This window comes from Gordonia crocea (assembly GCF_009932435.1).
Taxonomy (GTDB): domain Bacteria; phylum Actinomycetota; class Actinomycetes; order Mycobacteriales; family Mycobacteriaceae; genus Gordonia; species Gordonia crocea.
Genome location: NZ_BJOU01000017.1, coordinates 21,139 through 37,728 on the forward strand (window position 1 = coordinate 21,139; position 16,590 = coordinate 37,728).

Annotated in this window: 19 protein-coding genes; 6 read left to right on the forward strand and 13 right to left on the reverse strand. The window is 70.6% G+C overall.

The window, feature by feature from the left end:
• Window positions 1–5 precede the first annotated feature (5 nt).
• From nbrcactino_RS15285 to nbrcactino_RS15310, 6 genes are all read right to left on the reverse strand, one after another.
• A complete protein-coding gene (locus nbrcactino_RS15285; RefSeq protein WP_371864601.1) occupies window positions 6–317 on the reverse strand; it encodes a GNAT family N-acetyltransferase in 312 nt (103 codons plus the stop codon).
• A gap of 30 nt (window positions 318–347) precedes the next feature.
• A complete protein-coding gene (locus nbrcactino_RS15290; protein ID WP_161928343.1) occupies window positions 348–1,091 on the reverse strand; it encodes a phosphoglyceromutase in 744 nt (247 codons plus the stop codon).
• 85 nt (window positions 1,092–1,176) lie between these two features.
• A complete protein-coding gene (locus tag nbrcactino_RS15295; RefSeq protein WP_161928344.1) occupies window positions 1,177–1,776 on the reverse strand; it encodes a type III secretion system chaperone family protein in 600 nt (199 codons plus the stop codon).
• Window positions 1,773–3,095: a D-inositol-3-phosphate glycosyltransferase gene (mshA, locus tag nbrcactino_RS15300; RefSeq protein ID WP_161928345.1), complete on the reverse strand. Its 1,323-nt coding sequence runs from the start codon at window positions 3,093–3,095 to the stop codon at window positions 1,773–1,775. Before mshA ends, nbrcactino_RS15295 begins: the two co-directional genes overlap by 4 nt.
• 9 nt (window positions 3,096–3,104) lie before the next feature.
• Complete coding sequence (locus nbrcactino_RS15305) at window positions 3,105–4,397, reverse strand: glycosyltransferase 87 family protein (RefSeq protein WP_228460955.1); 1,293 nt, start codon at window positions 4,395–4,397, stop codon at window positions 3,105–3,107.
• A 165-nt stretch (window positions 4,398–4,562) separates the two neighbouring features.
• Complete coding sequence (locus nbrcactino_RS15310; protein WP_161928346.1) at window positions 4,563–4,934, reverse strand: hypothetical protein; 372 nt, start codon at window positions 4,932–4,934, stop codon at window positions 4,563–4,565.
• Window positions 4,935–5,065: 131 nt separating this feature from the next.
• Between nbrcactino_RS15310 and nbrcactino_RS15315 the strand changes: the two genes are divergently transcribed.
• From nbrcactino_RS15315 to nbrcactino_RS15335, 5 genes are all read left to right on the forward strand, one after another.
• Window positions 5,066–6,337, forward strand: a complete 1,272-nt coding sequence (locus nbrcactino_RS15315; protein ID WP_161928347.1) for a cytochrome P450 — start codon at window positions 5,066–5,068, stop codon at window positions 6,335–6,337.
• 10 nt (window positions 6,338–6,347) lie between these two features.
• The gene (locus nbrcactino_RS15320; protein ID WP_161928348.1) at window positions 6,348–6,905 is read left to right on the forward strand and encodes a TetR/AcrR family transcriptional regulator; all 558 of its coding nucleotides are present in this window, start codon (window positions 6,348–6,350) and stop codon (window positions 6,903–6,905) included.
• 105 nt (window positions 6,906–7,010) lie between these two features.
• A complete protein-coding gene (locus nbrcactino_RS15325) occupies window positions 7,011–7,949 on the forward strand; it encodes a metal ABC transporter solute-binding protein, Zn/Mn family (RefSeq protein WP_161928349.1) in 939 nt (312 codons plus the stop codon).
• Window positions 7,946–8,740, forward strand: a complete 795-nt coding sequence (locus tag nbrcactino_RS15330; RefSeq protein ID WP_161928350.1) for a metal ABC transporter ATP-binding protein — start codon at window positions 7,946–7,948, stop codon at window positions 8,738–8,740. The genes nbrcactino_RS15325 and nbrcactino_RS15330 overlap by 4 nt, the downstream gene beginning before the upstream one ends.
• Window positions 8,733–9,569, forward strand: coding sequence for a metal ABC transporter permease (locus nbrcactino_RS15335; protein ID WP_161928351.1), 837 nt, complete (start codon window positions 8,733–8,735; stop codon window positions 9,567–9,569). The genes nbrcactino_RS15330 and nbrcactino_RS15335 overlap by 8 nt, the downstream gene beginning before the upstream one ends.
• 21 nt (window positions 9,570–9,590) lie before the next feature.
• On the opposite strand, the gene nbrcactino_RS15340 is transcribed toward nbrcactino_RS15335, so the two are convergent.
• Genes nbrcactino_RS15340 through nbrcactino_RS15355 form a run of 4 tightly spaced genes read right to left on the reverse strand, consistent with a single transcriptional unit; the run spans window position 9,591 to window position 12,798 of the window.
• Window positions 9,591–10,175, reverse strand: a complete 585-nt coding sequence (locus nbrcactino_RS15340; RefSeq protein WP_161928352.1) for a TIGR03086 family metal-binding protein — start codon at window positions 10,173–10,175, stop codon at window positions 9,591–9,593.
• Between the two features lie 4 nt (window positions 10,176–10,179).
• Window positions 10,180–10,686 (reverse strand): 5' nucleotidase, NT5C type, encoded by a 507-nt coding sequence (locus tag nbrcactino_RS15345; RefSeq protein ID WP_161928353.1) that lies wholly within the window; start codon window positions 10,684–10,686, stop codon window positions 10,180–10,182.
• A 22-nt stretch (window positions 10,687–10,708) separates the two neighbouring features.
• On the reverse strand, window positions 10,709–11,194 hold the full coding sequence (locus nbrcactino_RS15350) for a DUF2599 domain-containing protein (RefSeq protein WP_161928354.1): 486 nt from the start codon (window positions 11,192–11,194) through the stop codon (window positions 10,709–10,711).
• On the reverse strand, window positions 11,194–12,798 hold the full coding sequence (locus nbrcactino_RS15355; protein ID WP_228460956.1) for a carboxylesterase/lipase family protein: 1,605 nt from the start codon (window positions 12,796–12,798) through the stop codon (window positions 11,194–11,196). Before nbrcactino_RS15355 ends, nbrcactino_RS15350 begins: the two co-directional genes overlap by 1 nt.
• Window positions 12,799–12,831: 33 nt before the next feature.
• Here nbrcactino_RS15355 and nbrcactino_RS15360 point away from each other — a divergent pair, with 33 nt between their 5' ends.
• Complete coding sequence (locus nbrcactino_RS15360) at window positions 12,832–13,584, forward strand: LamB/YcsF family protein (RefSeq protein ID WP_161928355.1); 753 nt, start codon at window positions 12,832–12,834, stop codon at window positions 13,582–13,584.
• 94 nt (window positions 13,585–13,678) lie between these two features.
• Here nbrcactino_RS15360 and rlmB read toward each other — a convergent pair whose 3' ends face one another.
• The 3 genes from rlmB to ispF are packed head-to-tail and all read right to left on the reverse strand — an operon-like array spanning window position 13,679 to window position 16,589.
• Entirely contained in the window at window positions 13,679–14,665 is a 987-nt protein-coding gene (gene rlmB, locus nbrcactino_RS15365; RefSeq protein ID WP_161928356.1) for a 23S rRNA (guanosine(2251)-2'-O)-methyltransferase RlmB, read from the reverse strand.
• Window positions 14,665–16,089, reverse strand: a complete 1,425-nt coding sequence (gene cysS, locus nbrcactino_RS15370; RefSeq protein WP_161928357.1) for a cysteine--tRNA ligase — start codon at window positions 16,087–16,089, stop codon at window positions 14,665–14,667. The genes rlmB and cysS overlap by 1 nt, the downstream gene beginning before the upstream one ends.
• Before the next feature lie 11 nt (window positions 16,090–16,100).
• A complete protein-coding gene (gene ispF, locus nbrcactino_RS15375) occupies window positions 16,101–16,589 on the reverse strand; it encodes a 2-C-methyl-D-erythritol 2,4-cyclodiphosphate synthase (RefSeq protein ID WP_161928358.1) in 489 nt (162 codons plus the stop codon).
• Window position 16,590 lies beyond the last annotated feature (1 nt).

A 16,590-nucleotide genomic window follows, 5' to 3' on the forward strand; every position in this document is an offset into this window, starting at 1 on the left:
GGTCGCTAACGCTGTTCGCGGACCAAATCGGCGTACTCGGGGTGCTTGCCCAAGTAGCTCTGGATGTAGCTGCACACGGGGACGATCTTGTTGCCGTTGGCCCGCGCGTCGTCCAGCACGGCCTTGGCCAGTTGCCCGGCGAAGCCGCGCCCGCTGAACTGCTCGCTGACCACGGTGTGGGTCAGCACCAGGGCACCCGGTTCGGTCACGTAGTCGATGTAGCCGACCGACTTTTCCACCCCGTCTTCCTCGATCAGCGCCTCATAGCGCTCGCGGGCGGGCTGGTGGTCGACGCGAAGCTCAGCCATGCCGCCCAGCCTAGCGTGCTGGCGGCACGGCCCGCCACGTTACTTCTGGCCCTGGGCGGCAACCGCCGCGGCGCCGGCGGCAGCGGCCTCCGGATCCAGGTAAACGCCCTTACCGGTCACGTTCCCGTCCGCGTCGAAGTCGTAGCGCAGCGGGTTGCCGGTGGGGATGTTCAGCTCGGCGATATCAGCGTCGGAGATTCCCTCGAGGTGCTTCACCAGCGCCCGCAGCGAGTTGCCGTGCGCGGCGATGAGCAGGGTCTTTCCCGCCCGCAGATCGGCGGCAATGGTCTCCTCGTAGTACGGGATGAGGCGGACGACGACATCCTTGAGGCACTCGGTCAGCGGCACCTGCGGCAGGTCGGCATAACGCGGGTCGCCGGTCTGGCTGTATTCGGAAGCCGGGTCGATCGGGGGCGGCGGGGTGTCGTAGCTGCGCCGCCAGGCCATGAACTGCTCGTCGCCGTACTTTTCCTTGGTCTGGGCCTTATTCAGGCCCTGCAGCGCGCCGTAGTGACGCTCGTTGAGCCGCCAGTCGCGCACGACCGGGATCCAGTGGCGGTCGGCGGTGTCCAAGGCGATCTGCGCGGTGGTGATCGCGCGGCGCAGCAGGGAGGTGTAGAGCACGTCGGGGAGCAGGTCGTGCTCGACGAGCAGTTCGCCGGCGCGGACTGCCTCGGCGCGGCCCTTGTCGGTGAGATCGACGTCGACCCAGCCGGTGAACTGGTTGGAAGCGTTCCACTGGCTCTCGCCGTGGCGCATCAGGATCAGGGTGCCGTTGCTCATGGCAGCAAGTTTGTCATAACGCCCCGGGTTCTCACACCGTGATCGGCGGCCCGGGGGATGAGGTCCCCGCGTCGCGCGCGGGGCCTCAGCCTTCCGGTTCTGCGGGGGCTGCGGGCTCGGCGTGGACCGGCCGGGCGGGACGGTACTGCTCGGGCAGCGGCTCCCCCGGCTCCGGCAGCGACTCCTTGTCGATGAGGTGCTCGAACGCCATCAGATTGTGCAGCGGTTCCCGGCGGGACACCCGCCACGCCCACTCGCGCCGGATGGAGGTGGCAAAGCCGAGCTCGAGCAGGACGTTGAAGTCGCCGTCGGCGGCCTCCAAGATCTGCCCGAGCACCCGGTCGAGCTCGTCGGCGGTCAAGGCGTCGGAGCTGATCCGCCCGACCAGGTAGATGTCGCCGATGTTGTCGACGGTGTAGGCCACGCCGTACAGCCGCCGGTTGCGCTGCAGCAGGTATTTGAAGACGCCCGCCAGATTCTCGTCGGGGTGGCGGCACACGAAGGCCTCCACCCGGGCGCCATGGCTGGTCGCGGTCAGCAGCACCGTCGTCTTGAGCTTCTTCTCGCCGGGGAGTTCGAGGATGACGTGTTCGCCGTCGGGGCCGCCCGACGACTTTCGGGTGTAGTCGACCTCGCGCTCGTCGAGGGCCTGGGTCAGCAACCCGAGGTTTTGCTCCGCACTCACAACCAGGCCTCCTGCCGGGATCGACGACGCCACCGCAGCCGACCGGTCCGCGCGTGCCGGTCGGACCGCTTGGCCTCGATCGCCGCCGAGTAGGACGCGAGCAACCCGTCGGCGGCCCGGTCCCAGGAGAACCGTTCCGCATGGCGGCGGGCGGCGGCCCCCATCGCGTCGAGGCGCTGCGGGTCGGCGAGCATCTTCTCCAGCGCGTTGCCCCAGTCGCTGATCCGGTGCCCGTCGACGAGGACACCGGTGAGCCCGTCGGCGACGGCGACGCCGAGACCGCCCACGTCGGCGGCCAAGACCGGCGTTCCGCAGGCCTGCGCTTCGACGGCGACGAGGCCGAAGCTCTCCGAGTAGCTCGGCACCCCGACGACGTCGGCGGCGCGGTAGACCTGCGCCAGCCGTTCGGCCGGCTGCGGCGGCAGGAAGGTGACACGATCGGCGACCCCCAACTCGACCGCCAGGTCGGCCAGGGCCGTCGGGTGTTCGCGCCCGGTGCCCGACGGGCCGCCGACGACGAGCAGGCGCAACGGGCGGCGGCCCTCGGCGCGCGCGGCATCGATGAGTGGTGCGGCGGCCCGCAGGAGGACGTCGGGCGCCTTGAGCGGTTGGATCCGCCCGACGAAGGCGACGACGGTCTCGTCGGCGTCGAGGCCGAGATCGGCGCGCGCGGCGGCGGCGTCGCCGGGGGTGAAACAGTCCAGGTCGGCCCCGGGCGCGACCACGTCGATGATCGAGGGATCGGCGTGGTACATCGACACCAGTTCGGCGGCCTCGGTCCCGGTGTTGGCCACCAGGCGGTCGGCCACGTCGACGACTTGCTGCTCACCGACGATGCGCAGGCGCGGCTCCTCGGTGTCACCGGTGGCCAGCGAGGCGTTCTTCACCGCGGCGAGGGTGTGTGCGGTGTGGACCAGCGGGACGCCCCACCGGTTCGCCGCCAGCCACCCGACCTGCCCGGAGAGCCAATAGTGGGAGTGGACGATGTCGTAGTAGCCGCTGGCATGGGCCGCCTCGGCACCCAGTACCCCGGCGGAGAAGCCGCACAGCTGGGCGGGCAGGTCGGTCTTGTCGAGGCCTTCGAACGGCCCCGCCTGCACGTGGCGGACCAGCACGCCGGGCGCGGCGCGCACCACCGGCTCGTCCGACGAGGAGGTGGCCCGGGTGAAGATCTCGACCTCGACGCCGCGCCGGGCCAGCCGCACGGCCGTCTGCCAGACGTACACGTTCATCCCGCCGGCATCACCGATTCCCGGTTGCGCCAGCGGCGAGGTGTGCACCGAGATCACCGCGATGCGGCGGGGCAGCACAGAAGGCATGCCCCCACCTTAGTCCCGCAGCGATTCGGCCTCGGCGCTCGTCGCGCGCCGGGTCCAGTAGAAGGCGGCGGCCACCGCGCTCGCAAAGACCAAGAGGTAGGCCGCGGACCCGGCCACGGCGCGCACCGCCTCCCACCCGTGGGCGTCCGGTGACCAGAAGACGCGGAACGTCCCGGCTCGCCACACCAGCCGACCCTCAAGGAAGACCTGGACCCGCCACGCCCCCGCGGCGACCGCGAAGGCTGCCGGGACCAACCACCACAACCAGGTGATCGGCCGGTCCCGGCGCACGGCGTCGGCGACGCGGACCACGGTGATCAGCAGCAACGGGAGGATCCAGACCCAGTGGTGGCCCCAGCTGAACGGCGACACCGCGCACGCGGTCAGGCCGGCCATCGTGATGGCGGCCATCTGTGCGCCGGCCCGATACAGCCGGGCCACGGCCATCAGGCCCACGACGGCCACACCGATCCCCAACGGCAGCCACAGCCAGCCGGGCGGATGCCAGAGCCCCAGCGCATCCATCCGGGCGAGGAGTCCGTGGATGGACTGGTTCGACGGTGCGTCCTCCTCCCCGATGTGGGCGGTGTTCCCGGCACCCGTCCAGTACCGCCAGGCCTGCCCGCGCAGGACCAGCAGGCCGATCAGGATGGTCGCGGCGAACACCGTCACCGCGGTGAGTGCGGCCCGAAACTGGCGGGTCACCACCAGATAGGCGACGAAGAAGATCGGGGTCAGCTTGATCCCAGCCGCGATTCCCACCCCGATGCCCCGCCACTTCCCCGTGGGCAGCGTCAGACAGCCGACGACGAACACCGCCAACACCAGGTTGATCTGACCGTTCCAGATCGTGGTGTGCACCGGCTCCAACAGCAGGCCGGCGAGCGACGCGGCGACGGCGGTCAGCCAGAAGCGCCGGTCGCGCTGAAATCCCATGGCGCGCAGGGTCAGGACGACCAGGAGGAACAGGCAGACGATGTTGACCGCCTGCACCAACCGGATGGCGTGGAGCGGACTGATCAGGGCGAGGGGCGCCATGACCACGGCGGCAAACGGCGGGTAGGTGAACCACCAATAGCGGTAGACAGGCCGGTCATAGAGCGGTAGCCCGTGGATCACGGCATTCGCGCCGCCCCGGTACACCTTCGTGTCGACGCCGTTGGTGAACAGGCCGTAGTGCCCGGCGACGGGGACCACCCACAGGTGCCAGACGAGGGCGCCGACGGCCGCGGCGCAGAACACGACGACCACGGACTTCGCGATAGTCGGCGCAGCGCTGCGCTGCAGGTCAAGCCCGGTCACGCGACGAGACTACGCCCAGTCGCGCGCAGAGCGGCTCATTCCACGCCAAGTGCGGCGCGGCGGGCGGAGGCGGCCTCGCGCCGCGCAAATCCGCGTTTCAAGTCGAAGTCCGACGAGCGCAAGCGGCGCTACGCCGAGCAGGTCATACGCCGAGCAGGTCAAACGTCAGGGCGAGCAGGCGCCCGCCGGCTGACCGTCCACCTCGACGGTCGCGCTCCATGAAGTACCCAACGCACTCGCATCGCCCGAGGGCACGAATACCGAGATCCTGTCGCCGTCGCGCACCGGCGGCGCGTCGATGTTGTTCTGCCGGCCGGTGTCGGTTCGGAACACATAGTTGGCGATCTGCTCGCCGCCGTCGAACTTGACGGCCCGCTGCACCTTGCCACTGGTCCACGAGAACACCACAGTTCCCGTCGTCGGGATCGAGCCTTTGTACGACCAGGCGACCGACTTGGCACCCGCACCACCTTGGGCGAAGTCACCCACCTCGACGCCGGTCAGCCCGAACGCCCCCGGCGCGATCGCGGTTTTCATGCCGCTGAGCGTAGATTACGCCGACCTGTTTTCTTGTTCCCGATTTCCACCACTCGAGGAGGTGCTCGCATGGTCACCGCACGCACTACCCGCTCCTTGACACTTTGCCTAATGTGTCTTATTTTCCCTACATGAGTCGCCTATTGTCTCGGGACGCCGGTTTTCGGCTGCGGTCGGGAGAGGACTGGCGCGACCCGTTCACGATGTACCGGGCGCTGCGCGACGACGATCCCGTGCACCGCGTCGACACCGGACCGGCCGGCGGCCGCGACCCCGGCGAGTATTGGGTACTCACCCGCCACGCCGACGTCTGGTCGGCGGCCAACGACGCCACCACCTTCTCCTCCGGCCAGGGGCTGACGGTCACCTACGGCGAGCTGGAGGCCATCGGCATGGCCGACAACCCGCCGCTGGTCATGCAGGACCCGCCGGTGCACACCCGATTCCGCAAGCTCGTGGCGCGCGGCTTCACCCCCAAACAGGTGGTCGACGTGGAGCCGCGCGTGCGCCGGTTCGTCGTCGAACGGCTCGACGAGATCGCCGACGCGCGCGACACCCCCACCGACATCGTCGCGGCACTGTTCAAACCGCTGCCGTCGATGGTGGTGGCCCACTACCTCGGCGTACCGGAATCGGACTGGCCGCGATTCGACGGGTGGACCCAGGCCATCGTCGGGGCGACCACCGGAAACACCGACGGCGCCGCCGATGCGGGAACCGCCACGGCAGAGATGCTCGGATACTTCGGCGAGCTGATCGACTACCGCCGCGACCACCCGGGCGACGACACCGTCTCGGCCCTGGTCGGCGCCGGCCTGGCCGACGATCCGCCCGGCCTCATGTCGATCCTCGCGTTCACGTTCACCATGGTCGCCGGCGGCAACGACACCACCACCGGCATGTTGGGCGGCAGCGTCGAACTGCTCGCGGCCCACCCCGACCAACGACGCCTCCTCGTCGAGGAACCTGGACGGATCCCCGCCGCAACCGAGGAACTCCTGCGGCTCACCTCGCCGGTCCAGGGCCTGGCGCGCACGACCACGACCGAGGTCGTCTACCCCGACACCCCGCGGGGCACCGTCGCCATCCCGGCCGGCCGGAAGGTACTCCTCTGCTACGGCTCGGCCAACCGCGATCCGCGCCGCTTCGGGCCCGACGCCGAAGAACTCGACGTCACCCGCGAGCCGCGCACCATCCTGACCTTCAGCCACGGCAACCACCATTGCCTGGGCGCGGCCGCGGCCCGGATGCAGGCCCGCGTCGCACTGACCGAGCTCCTCGGCCGGTTCCCCGCATTCACGGTTGACGCGGACGGCATCCGCTGGGCGGAGGGCAACTACGTCCGGCGCCCCGATGCCGTCCCCTTCCTTCCCGGCCCCGCCATCAGGACCACACCGTCATGACCGCACCGTCATGACCGTGCAGTGGCAGGAACAGCGGGCCGACGCGGTGGCGCAGCGGATCCTCGACGTGGCCGAAGACCTCTACGCCGCCCACGGGGTCGACGCGGTCACGATGCGGGCCCTCGCCGCGAAGGCGGGTTGCTCGCGCGCCACGCTGTACCGCTACTTCGCCAGCCGCGAGGCCGTCCAGGCCGCATTCGTCGACCGCTCGGCCGCCCGCATCGCCCGGGCGGTCGCGCGCGGCGTCACCGCCACCGAGCCGGCCGAGCAACTGGTGAGCGGTATCCGTTGCGCCCTCGCCCTGGTCCGCGACAACCCCGCATTCGCCAACTGGTTCCGCGCCGACGGCGTGGCCACCGCCGCCCAACTCGCCGTCGTCTCCCCCGTCGTCGAATCGCTGGCCCGGGGTTTCGTGGCGGAACTGGGCGAATCCGCGACCACATCGGCCGACGAGCGGGCGCGCTGGCTCGTCCGCGTGATGCTCTCGTTGCTGTCCTCCCCCGGTTCTTCCCCCGACGAGGAGTCGCGCATGCTGCACAGTTTCGTCGTACCGGTGATCGTCGGATAGGCACCTCCGGTTGCGCCGGACACCCGGTGTCGCGCTATGCTTTCGGAAACCGTTTTCATTAGCGGTTGTCGCCCTCAGCCCGCACCGAGTGAAACCGAGGCATCCGTGCGCCATCGCCTGATCATCGCCGCCGTCGCCGTGCTGACCGTTGTCGGCGCCACCAGCGCGTGCTCGACCGGCTCGGACACGACCACCCGACCCCTGGTCGTCACCTCCACCAACGTGTGGGGCTCGGTCGCCGAGGCGGTCGTCGGCGACCACGGCACCGTCAAGGCCCTCTACACCTCGGCCGATGGCGATCCGCACGACTTCACCCCGACGGCGGCCGACTCCGCGGCGGTGGGCGATGCCGACATCGTCCTGATCAACGGCGGCCACTACGACGAGTACCTCGCCGACGCCAAGAAGTCGTCCACCGCAACGGTGATCGACGTGGCCTCCCTGATCGGCATGCACGACGATGAGCACGAGCACGGGGACCACGGGGACCACCGCGGCCACAGGCACAGCGCCGACAGCGCCAACGAGCACGTCTTCTACGACCTCACCGCCGTCGGCAAGGCCGCCGCCGCCCTCGCCGACGCGCTGTCGCGCCAGGCACCCGAGCACGCTGCCGACTACCGTCGCAACGCCGCCGCCTTCGCCACGCAGCTCGACGGGTTGAAGGCCAAGGTCGGCGAGATCGCCGCGCGACACCGCGGCACCAAGGTGGCCCAGACCGAACCGCTGGCCGGCTACCTGATCTCGGCCGCCGGGCTCGTCGACGCCTCCCCGCCGGCATTCACCGCCGCGGTCGCCAACGGACAGACCCCGTCGGCCGCCGACCGCGCCAAGCTCGACGACCTGCTGACCTCGCGCACCGCCAAGGCCTTGCTTTACAACACCCAGGCCGCCGATTCGGTCACTCTCGCGGTGCGCGCCACGGCCGAGAAGTCCGGCGTGCCGGTGGTGACGCTGACCGAATCGCTGAGCGTCGGGGTCACCTCCTACATCCAGTGGCAGGGCGCGCAGATCGACGCACTGGCCCGGGCCCTCGAGAAGTGAGCGATACCCCCGGCGTCGTCGCCGAACTGACCGATGTCGAGCTCACCCTCGGCAATCGCCCACTGTGGCGCGGCCTGACGCTGTCCATCGAGCGCGGGGAGTTCATCGCGGTCCTGGGGCCCAACGGGTCGGGCAAGACCTCGCTGTTGCGCATGCTGCTCGGCCAACTCCCGGCGACCACCGGCTCGGTCGAAGTGGCCGGCAACGTCGGGTACGTGCCGCAGCAGCACGCCGACGACGCCGACCCCCTCGCTATTCGGGGCCGCGACCTCGTCGGCTTCGGCGTGGACGGCGCCTCGTGGGGCGTCGGGTGGCGCCATCACCGCACCCGGCGCGCCCTCGTCGACGCGGCCTTGGCGCAGGTCGACGCATCCGGGTTCGCCGACCGGCCCTTCGGCCTGCTGTCCGGCGGCGAACAGCAGCGCCTGCGCATCGCCCAGGCCCTCACCCGCGACCCCGACCTCCTGCTGTGCGACGAACCGCTGTCGAGCCTCGACCCCGGCAGCAGCCAGCGGATCCTGGAGCTACTCGACCAGCGCCGCCGCCTGGCCGGCACCGCCCTGGTCTTCGTCACCCACGAGATCAACCCGGTACTGCCGTACGTGGACCGGGTCCTCTACCTGGCGGGCGGTCGGTTCGTCGTCGGCACCCCCGCCGACGTGATGACCTCGGAGGTCCTCACCGCGCTGTACGGTTCGCGCGTCGACGTCGCACGCATCGGCGACCGGTTGGTGGTCCTCGGAACCGAAGACGGCCACCACTGCGCAGACGAGTCGGTGCTCGGTGGGTAGTTTCTTCGACCTGGCGACGACCGGGGACCTCCTCGGCCGCGACTTCGTCCAACAGGCGATCGTCGCTTTGGCCCTGCTCGGCCTGCTCGGCGGTCTGCTGTCCCCGCTCATCGTGACCCGTCAGATGTCGTTCGCCGTCCACGGCGTGAGCGAGCTGTCGGTCACCGGCGCCGCCGCCGCGCTGCTCGCCGGCATCAGCGTGAATGTCGGCGGCGTGATCGGCGCGGTCGTCGCGGCGCTGACCTTCGGAATCCTGGGCAACCGTGCGCGGGAACGGGATTCGGTGATCGGCGTGGTGATGGCCTTCGGCCTGGGCCTGGCGGTGCTGTTCCTGGCCCTCTACGGCAACGCGTCGAAGGGCTTCGCCATGCTCACCGGCCAGGTCGTGAGCGTCGGCCTGAGCGGACTGACCGCCATTGCGATCACCACCGTCGCGGTCATCGCGGTCCTCGCCGTCATCTACCGGCCGCTGCTGTTCGCCTCCGTCGACCCCCGGGTGGCGTTGGCCAACGGGGTGCCGACGAAGGCGTTGTCCATCGTCTTCGCGGTGCTGATGGGTCTCGCGTGCGCACAGGGCGTCCAGATCATCGGCGCCCTGCTGGTCATGTCCCTGCTCATCACCCCCGGCGCTGCCGCGATGCGGCTGTCGTCGAATCCGACGACGGTGACCCTGCTGGCCATCGCCTTCGCCGAACTCGCCGCCGTCGGCGGATTGATCCTCTCCCTCGCCCCCGGGCTGCCGGTGTCGGTCTTCGTCACGACCATCTCGTTTGTGATCTACCTGGTGTGCCGGTTCATCGGGCGCAGCCGCGAACGCACCCGGGCCTGAACCCGGACGGCGCAGCGGCCGCTAGGGCGTCCAGCCCGGATCCCGTCCGGTGAAGGCGATCAGCGCTTGCGTCGGGGTGGCATCCGGCGGTGTCGGCACTGCCGGACCGAAGACGCCGGGACGGCGCGACACCTCGTCCGGCACGTGCTCGAACATCCCGTTGATGAAGGCCACCGCCGCCGGCGGAATCGTCACCGCGGTGCCGGTCGCCGTCGCGAGGTCCCAGCCGTGCAGGTAGAGGTCGGCGGCCGGGAAGGACAGGCCGTCGCGGACGGTGCGCCGACCGACCGGGCTGTCCACCTCGCGGTCGAGGTCGATCCCGCCGGCCAGCGCCTCCCCCGCCTGTCCGGCGACCTGCACCCACCAGAAGGCGGGATCGCCGTCCACCGCGGCCGACGGCGGGCTGGACCGGTTCGGGTCCACCGGCTGGCCGGTCAGAATCTTCACCCCGATCGCCGTCGTCTCGCCGACGTGGCCGAGCACGTCGAGTGCGGTCCAGTCCGCACACGGCGACGGCCGCTGCCACGCGCCGTCGGGCACGGCCTGCACGATCGTCCCGAAGAAGTCGAGTCCGTCTCGATAGACGTTCACCACCGAATCGGTCATGGCACTACTTCCTTTCGTCGTCGGCGGCCAGCGGCCGCATGTGATCGAGAACCTGCGGCCACGTCTGCAAGCCCTCGGTACCGAAGTGGATGTGGATGCCGCCGAACGCGTCGACACCGCGGGCCGTGCGGTCGTCGATGATGTAGTCCCCGGCGAGCAGGTTCTTGTGGTGGCTCAAGATGAGCCGCTTGTAGGCGGGTGCACCCGGTCCGGCGCCGAGATGGCGCTGGACCCAGACCAGCTTGTCGGTCCACGCACTCGGGTTGCCCCACGGCGCGGTGGACAGGATGTAGGTGTCGAAGGACGCCGCCAACTCGGCGAACGCCGCCACGGCCCCGGGCATCGGATCCATCAGCGCGAAGATCCCGGGTACCTCGTCGAGGCGCCCCTCGTAGGCGGCGACGACCTCGTCGTCGAGGCGGGCGATACCGGAGGCGAAATCCACCAAGACGTTGTCCAGGTCGACGTAACAGATCTTCACGCGCCCAAGTATGGATCGACGGTCTGACATCGGGATCGGCTTCGCCGGACGGTTATTCCTCCGGTGCCCCCGGGTTACACCGGGCGGCGATCATTTGATCCTCGGAGACCACCGGCCGACCCGGCTCGAGATTCCACGACGGTTTGTCCGGCTGTACCGCGCGCGCCCACACCCAGTGGCAGTCGAACTGGGCCCGCATCCCCGGCGAGGTCGCCGAGTAGCGGCCATACCGCGCCGAGAGGGCCACCACCTCCCGCCACGCCTTGCCCTGCGCCGCGGGATCGGTCACGCGACGGCCCGCGACGGTCGGGTACACCTGCAGGCTCGGGCCGACAGCGGTCTGCGCCCACACCGTTCGGGCGATGTAGGGCGGGGGCAGGTAGACGACGGGTTCACTCGGCGACGGTTCACCGGTGCTCCCGTCGACGACGGCGGGGGCCGACGAGGCGGCGGGAGCGGGTGGGGACGCCTCCCCTCCGCAACCGGCGACGGCGAGCAGGGCGAGGGTCGCCCCCGCGAGCACCGCCCCGCGCAGCATCAGGCCGAGACCTGCCCGTCGGCGGCCCCGTGCGCAGCCATCCACGCCTCGCGTCGCTGCGGATACGGGTCGTTCACCATCCGGGAATGGACGTCGAAGACGAGGGTGTCGCGGTGGGCGGCGGAGTACGGCGTCCACTGCAGTTCGGGCCGCCCGGTACGCGCGAACGTGGTCCAGTGGCCCTGCATCACCCGGGTGATCTTGCCGGTGCTGCGCCAGTCGCCGAGCGCCAGACCCGCCCCGATCGCGGTTCGGTACGCCCCGAACACCGCGAACAACTCGGTCGCGTGGGTGGCCCGCATACCGCTGGCGCGCAGCACCAGGGTGTCGAAGTCGTAGCGGTAGACGTAGGTGGGGTTGCCCGCCGACGCATGTCCCTCGATGAACGGGATCGCCGCACCCCAGAACACCGAGTCGCCCAGCATGTGCACGCGGTCCCCGCCGCGCGGACCGGTCTGATACGCCTTCACCAGGGCGGCCCGGTGCGCGGGATCGTCGATGCCGACGAAGACCTCGTCGTCCTCGGGGAACGGGATCCCGTCCACGTCGACGCCGTCGGTCTCGGTGAAGAAGCCGCTCTTGGTGAACAGGTTGGCCTCGTCGCGGTTGGTCCCGATGATCAGCGGCACCTTGTGCGTCTTGCCGTCGAGGGCGGCCTGATTCGGGTCCTGCGGCAGGTAGTCGGTGCCGAAGGTCGGCCCGAAGGGCAGGAACTCGCCCAAGCCCGACCGCGCCGCGTACACGGTCAGCTTGCGACCGGCACGGTGCAGTTCCGCCGAACTCGCGTTGAGGAGGAGTTCGCGGGCGCGATCCGGCGGAATCGAGGGTCCGCCGCTTCCCGCGCGGTAGGCGTGGTTGTCGACCATCTTCACGAACTCGTCGGCGAAGTGCTCGGCGGCATCCTTGGCGATGTTGAGCCCGTTGGCCGGACTCTGTGCGATCGCCCGGTGGAACAGCCCCTCGGCTGCCGGGGTAGCCAGCAGTGCCGCCACCGCCGACCCGCCGGCACTCTCGCCGAAGACGGTGACGTTGTCCGGGTCGCCGCCGAATGCGGCGATGTTGCGCTGGACCCATTGCAGCCCGGCGACCATGTCGCGCAGCCCGAGGTTGTCGTCGAACCGACGGCCCTCGTGGGAATACTTCGAGAAGTCCATCAGGCCGAACGGCCCGAACCGGTACTGCAGGGTGACGACCACGACGTCGCCGGCCTTGGCCAGCAGGGACCCGTCGTAGAGCGGCGTGGCGGACGTACCCAACAGGTAGGCGCCGCCGTGGATGAACACCATCACCGGGCGCGGACGCGCGGAGATCCGGTCGGGTGAGAACACGTTGAGGGTCAGGCAGTCCTCGCTCATCGGCTGGAACCGGCCCGGTCCGACGGCGGTGTAGAGCTTGTCCTGGATCTCGGCGTACCCGTAGGCGCGGGCGGCACGCTTGCCCTGCCACGGGGTCACCGGCTCCGGGGCGAGGAACCTGCGCGGACCGATCGGCGGGGCGGCGAAGGGGATGCCCTTCCAGCTGATCGTCCCGGCCCGCGTGCGCTTCCCGCGCGACCCGGCCACCAAGCCCTCGGTGGTGGCGATCACGTCACTCATCGATGTCATAGTTGCCAGCGTAAACCTCCTATCATCGGAACCGTGCCCCAGACCATCGATCTGAACGCCGATCTCGGCGAAGGCGTCGGCGACGATGATGCGATGCTGACCATCGTGACCAGCGCGAACATCGCCTGCGGCTTCCACGCCGGGTCGCCCACCCTGCTCGCGCGCACGTGTGCGCAAGCCCACCGTCGCGGCGTCGCGATCGGGGCCCAGGTGTCCTACCCCGACCGGGAGGGATTCGGCCGCCGCTACATGGCGATGGACCCCGAAGACCTGCGCGCCGACATCGTCTACCAGATCGGCGCGCTGACCGCTCTGGCCTCGGCGACCGGCGCCCGGGTCACCTACGTCAAACCACACGGCGCGCTCTACAACACGGTCGTCGCCGACGAGGAACAAGCCGCCGCCGTCGTGGCCGCGGTCCGCTCCGTCGACCCCGGGCTCGCGGTCATGGGGCTGCCCCGGTCACTGGTGTTGGACCTGGCCCGCGACGCCGGCCTGCCGGTCATCACCGAAGCCTTTGCCGACCGCGGCTACCGCCCGGACGGAACCCTGGTGCCGCGCACCGAGGCCGGGGCGCTGCTCACCGATTCGGCTCAGATCGCGCGCCGCGTCGTCGACCTGGTCACCACCGGCACCCTCACCGCCGTCGACGGTTCGACGATCACCGTCGACGCGGAGTCGGTCTGCCTGCACGGCGACACCCCCGGAGCGGTCGAGCACGCGATGGCCACCCGGGCAGCGCTGCTCGGCGCCGGTGTCGACCTCTCTGCGATCGCACGCGGCTGACCCGTTCCCGCGGAGCGATTCTGGTCCTGCTCCCTCGGCCGAGGGAGCGGGACCAGAATGCGGGAGCGGGACCTAAGTCAGCCGATCAACCGCACTAGGTCTGACGGCGCTGGCGGGCGAAGTCTGCCAGGACCACGCCCGCTGCGACCGAGGCGTTGAGGCTCTCCACGTCCCCGGCCATCGGGATGGCGAGCACCGAGTCGCAGGTCTCGCGGACCAGGCGCGACAACCCCTTGCCCTCGGAGCCGACGACGATGACGGTCGGGCCGGTGCCGTCGTAGTCGTCGAGGCTGACCGCCCCCTCGGTGTCGAGGCCGACGATCTGCGCCCCGGTCTTCGCCCAGTCCTTGAGCGTGCGGGTGAGGTTCGGCGCCTGCGCGACGGGCAGCCGCGCCGCGGCACCGGCGCTCGTGCGCCACGCCACCGCGGTGACGCTCGCGCTGCGGCGCTGCGGGATCAGCACGCCGTGTCCGCCGAAGGCCGCCACCGACCGGATGACCGCGCCCAGGTTGCGCGGGTCGGTGATGTTGTCCAGCGCCACCAGCAGCGGCGGGTGGCCGGAGGCCTCGGCGTCGGCCATGAGGTCGTCGGGGTGGGCGTACTCGTAGGGCGGGACCTGCAGGGCGACGCCCTGGTGCAGGCCGTTGGCCGACATCCGGTCCAGCTCGTTCTTGGTCACCTCCAGGATGGAGATCCCGGCGGCGCCGGCCAGTCCGACCGCCTCGGTCACCCGCTCGTCGGCCTCGGGCCCGCGCAGCTTGACCCCGCTCGCCCCGGCCCCGGTACCCGTGACCAGATACAGCGCGGTGGCCGGCACCCCGGCGCGCAGACACTCGACGACGGGATTGCGGCCGAGCACATACTCCGCGGTGTCCTCGTCCCTGCGGCGCCGGGTGTTGGTCGACTTCTTCTCGGCGGCCTTGGCCCGCTTGTGCGCGGCGTGGTAGACCCGATCCTCGGCCTTGGGGGTGGCACCGCGCGCTTCCAGGCCGCGCCGGCGCTGTCCGCCGGACCCGACGACCTGCCCCTTCTTGGTGCCCGACTTGCGGACCGCGCCGCGGCGCTTGGAGTTGCCGGCCATCACGAACCTGCTTCCGATTGGGTTGGCTGCGCGGGCTGCGCTTCCCGAAGAGACCACTGTGCGCCGTCGGGGGTGTCGGTGACCTCGATGCCGGCCCGGGCGAGCCGGTCGCGCACCTCGTCGGCCACGGCCCAGTCCTTGTCCGCCCGGGCCTGCGCGCGCCGGTCGAGGTCGGCGCGCACCAGCACGTCCAGCGCGGTCATCGCCGTCGAGTCATCGCCGGCGTCGGCCCAATTCGGCGCCATCGGATCCACCCCGAGCACATCCATCATGGCGCGCACCGACTCCGCCACCGCGACGGAGGCATCGCCGTCGCCGTTCTCCAGCGCGGTGTTTCCCGACCGCACCGCGTTGTGGATGACCGCCAAGGCGGCCGGCACGCCCAGATCGTCGTCGAGGGCGGCGGCGAACTCGGCGTCGACCCGGCCCACCGCCACCGGCGCGACCCGCGAATCCACCCGGCGGACAAAGGATTCGATGCGGCGGTAGGCGGTGGCCGCCTCGTGCAGCGCACCGTCGGAGTACTCGAGCATCGATCGGTAGTGGGCGCTGCCGAGGTAGTAGCGCAACTCGACCGGCCGGACCTTGCTCAGCATCGCCGGGATCGCCACCACGTTGCCCAGCGATTTGCTCATCTTCTCGCCGCTCATGGTCACCCAGCCGTTGTGCAGCCAGTACCGGGCGAACCCGTCACCGGCACCATGGCTCTGGGCGATCTCGTTCTCGTGGTGCGGGAAGACCAAATCCATACCGCCGCAATGGATGTCGAACTCCGGGCCGAGCAGGCTCGTCGCCATCGCCGAGCACTCGAGGTGCCACCCGGGCCGGCCCGGTCCCCACGGGGTGTCCCAGGAGGGCTCGCCGGGTTTGGCCGCCTTCCACAGGGTGAAATCGCGGGCGTCGCGCTTGCCGGTGCCGGCGCTCTCGCCCTGGTGCACGTCGTCGAGCTTGTGCCCGGACAGGGCGCCGTACGACGGCAGGCTCAGCACGTCGAAGTAGACGTTCCCGTCTGCGACATAGGCGTGACCGCGGTCGATGAGCCGCTGCATGTAGCCGATCATCTGCAGTACGAAGCCGGTCGCCCGCGGCTCCGCCGACGGCGGCAGCACCCCGAGGGCGCGGTAGGCGTCGTCGAAGGCGCGCTCATGCGTGGCCGCCCATTCCCACCAGGGCCGGCCGGCCTCGTCGGCCTTGCGCAGGATCTTGTCGTCGATGTCGGTGACATTGCGGACGAAGAGCACGTCGTTGCCGGTGTAGGACAGCCACCGCCGCAACACGTCGAAGGCGATGCCGCTGCGGACATGGCCGATGTGGGGAACACCCTGGACCGTCGCGCCACACAGATAGATCGTCACCCGACCGTCGACGAGGGGGGCGAACTCGCGCACCTCGCGGGCGGCGGTGTCAAAGAGGCGGAGGGTCACGACGTGCCATCCTACCGGCCGGGGTGATCCCCGCGCGGCGCCTCGTCCACCAGCGCGGTGGCGACGGCGGCGATTCCCTCACCGCGACCGGTCAACCCGAGACCGTCGGTGGTCGTCGCCGACACCGACACCGGGGCGCGCAGCGCCCCCGACAGCACCTCGGACGCCTCGGCGCGCCGAGGCCCGATCCGCGGCCGGTTGCCCACCACCTGCACCGCCCCGTTGACGACGACGAGCCCGGCCTGGGCCACCAACTCGGCGACGTGCTCGAGCATCTGCACCCCCGAGACCCCGTCCCACTCGGGCCGGCCGGTGCCGAACACGCTGCCCAGGTCGCCGAGTCCGGCGGCCGAGAGCACCGCATCGCACAGGGCGTGGGCGCCGACGTCGCCGTCGGAGTGCCCTTCGCACCCGTCTTCGTCGGGGAAATGCAGCCCGACCATCCAGCACGGGGTGCCCGCAGCGATCCGGTGCACGTCGGTGCCGATTCCCACCCGCATG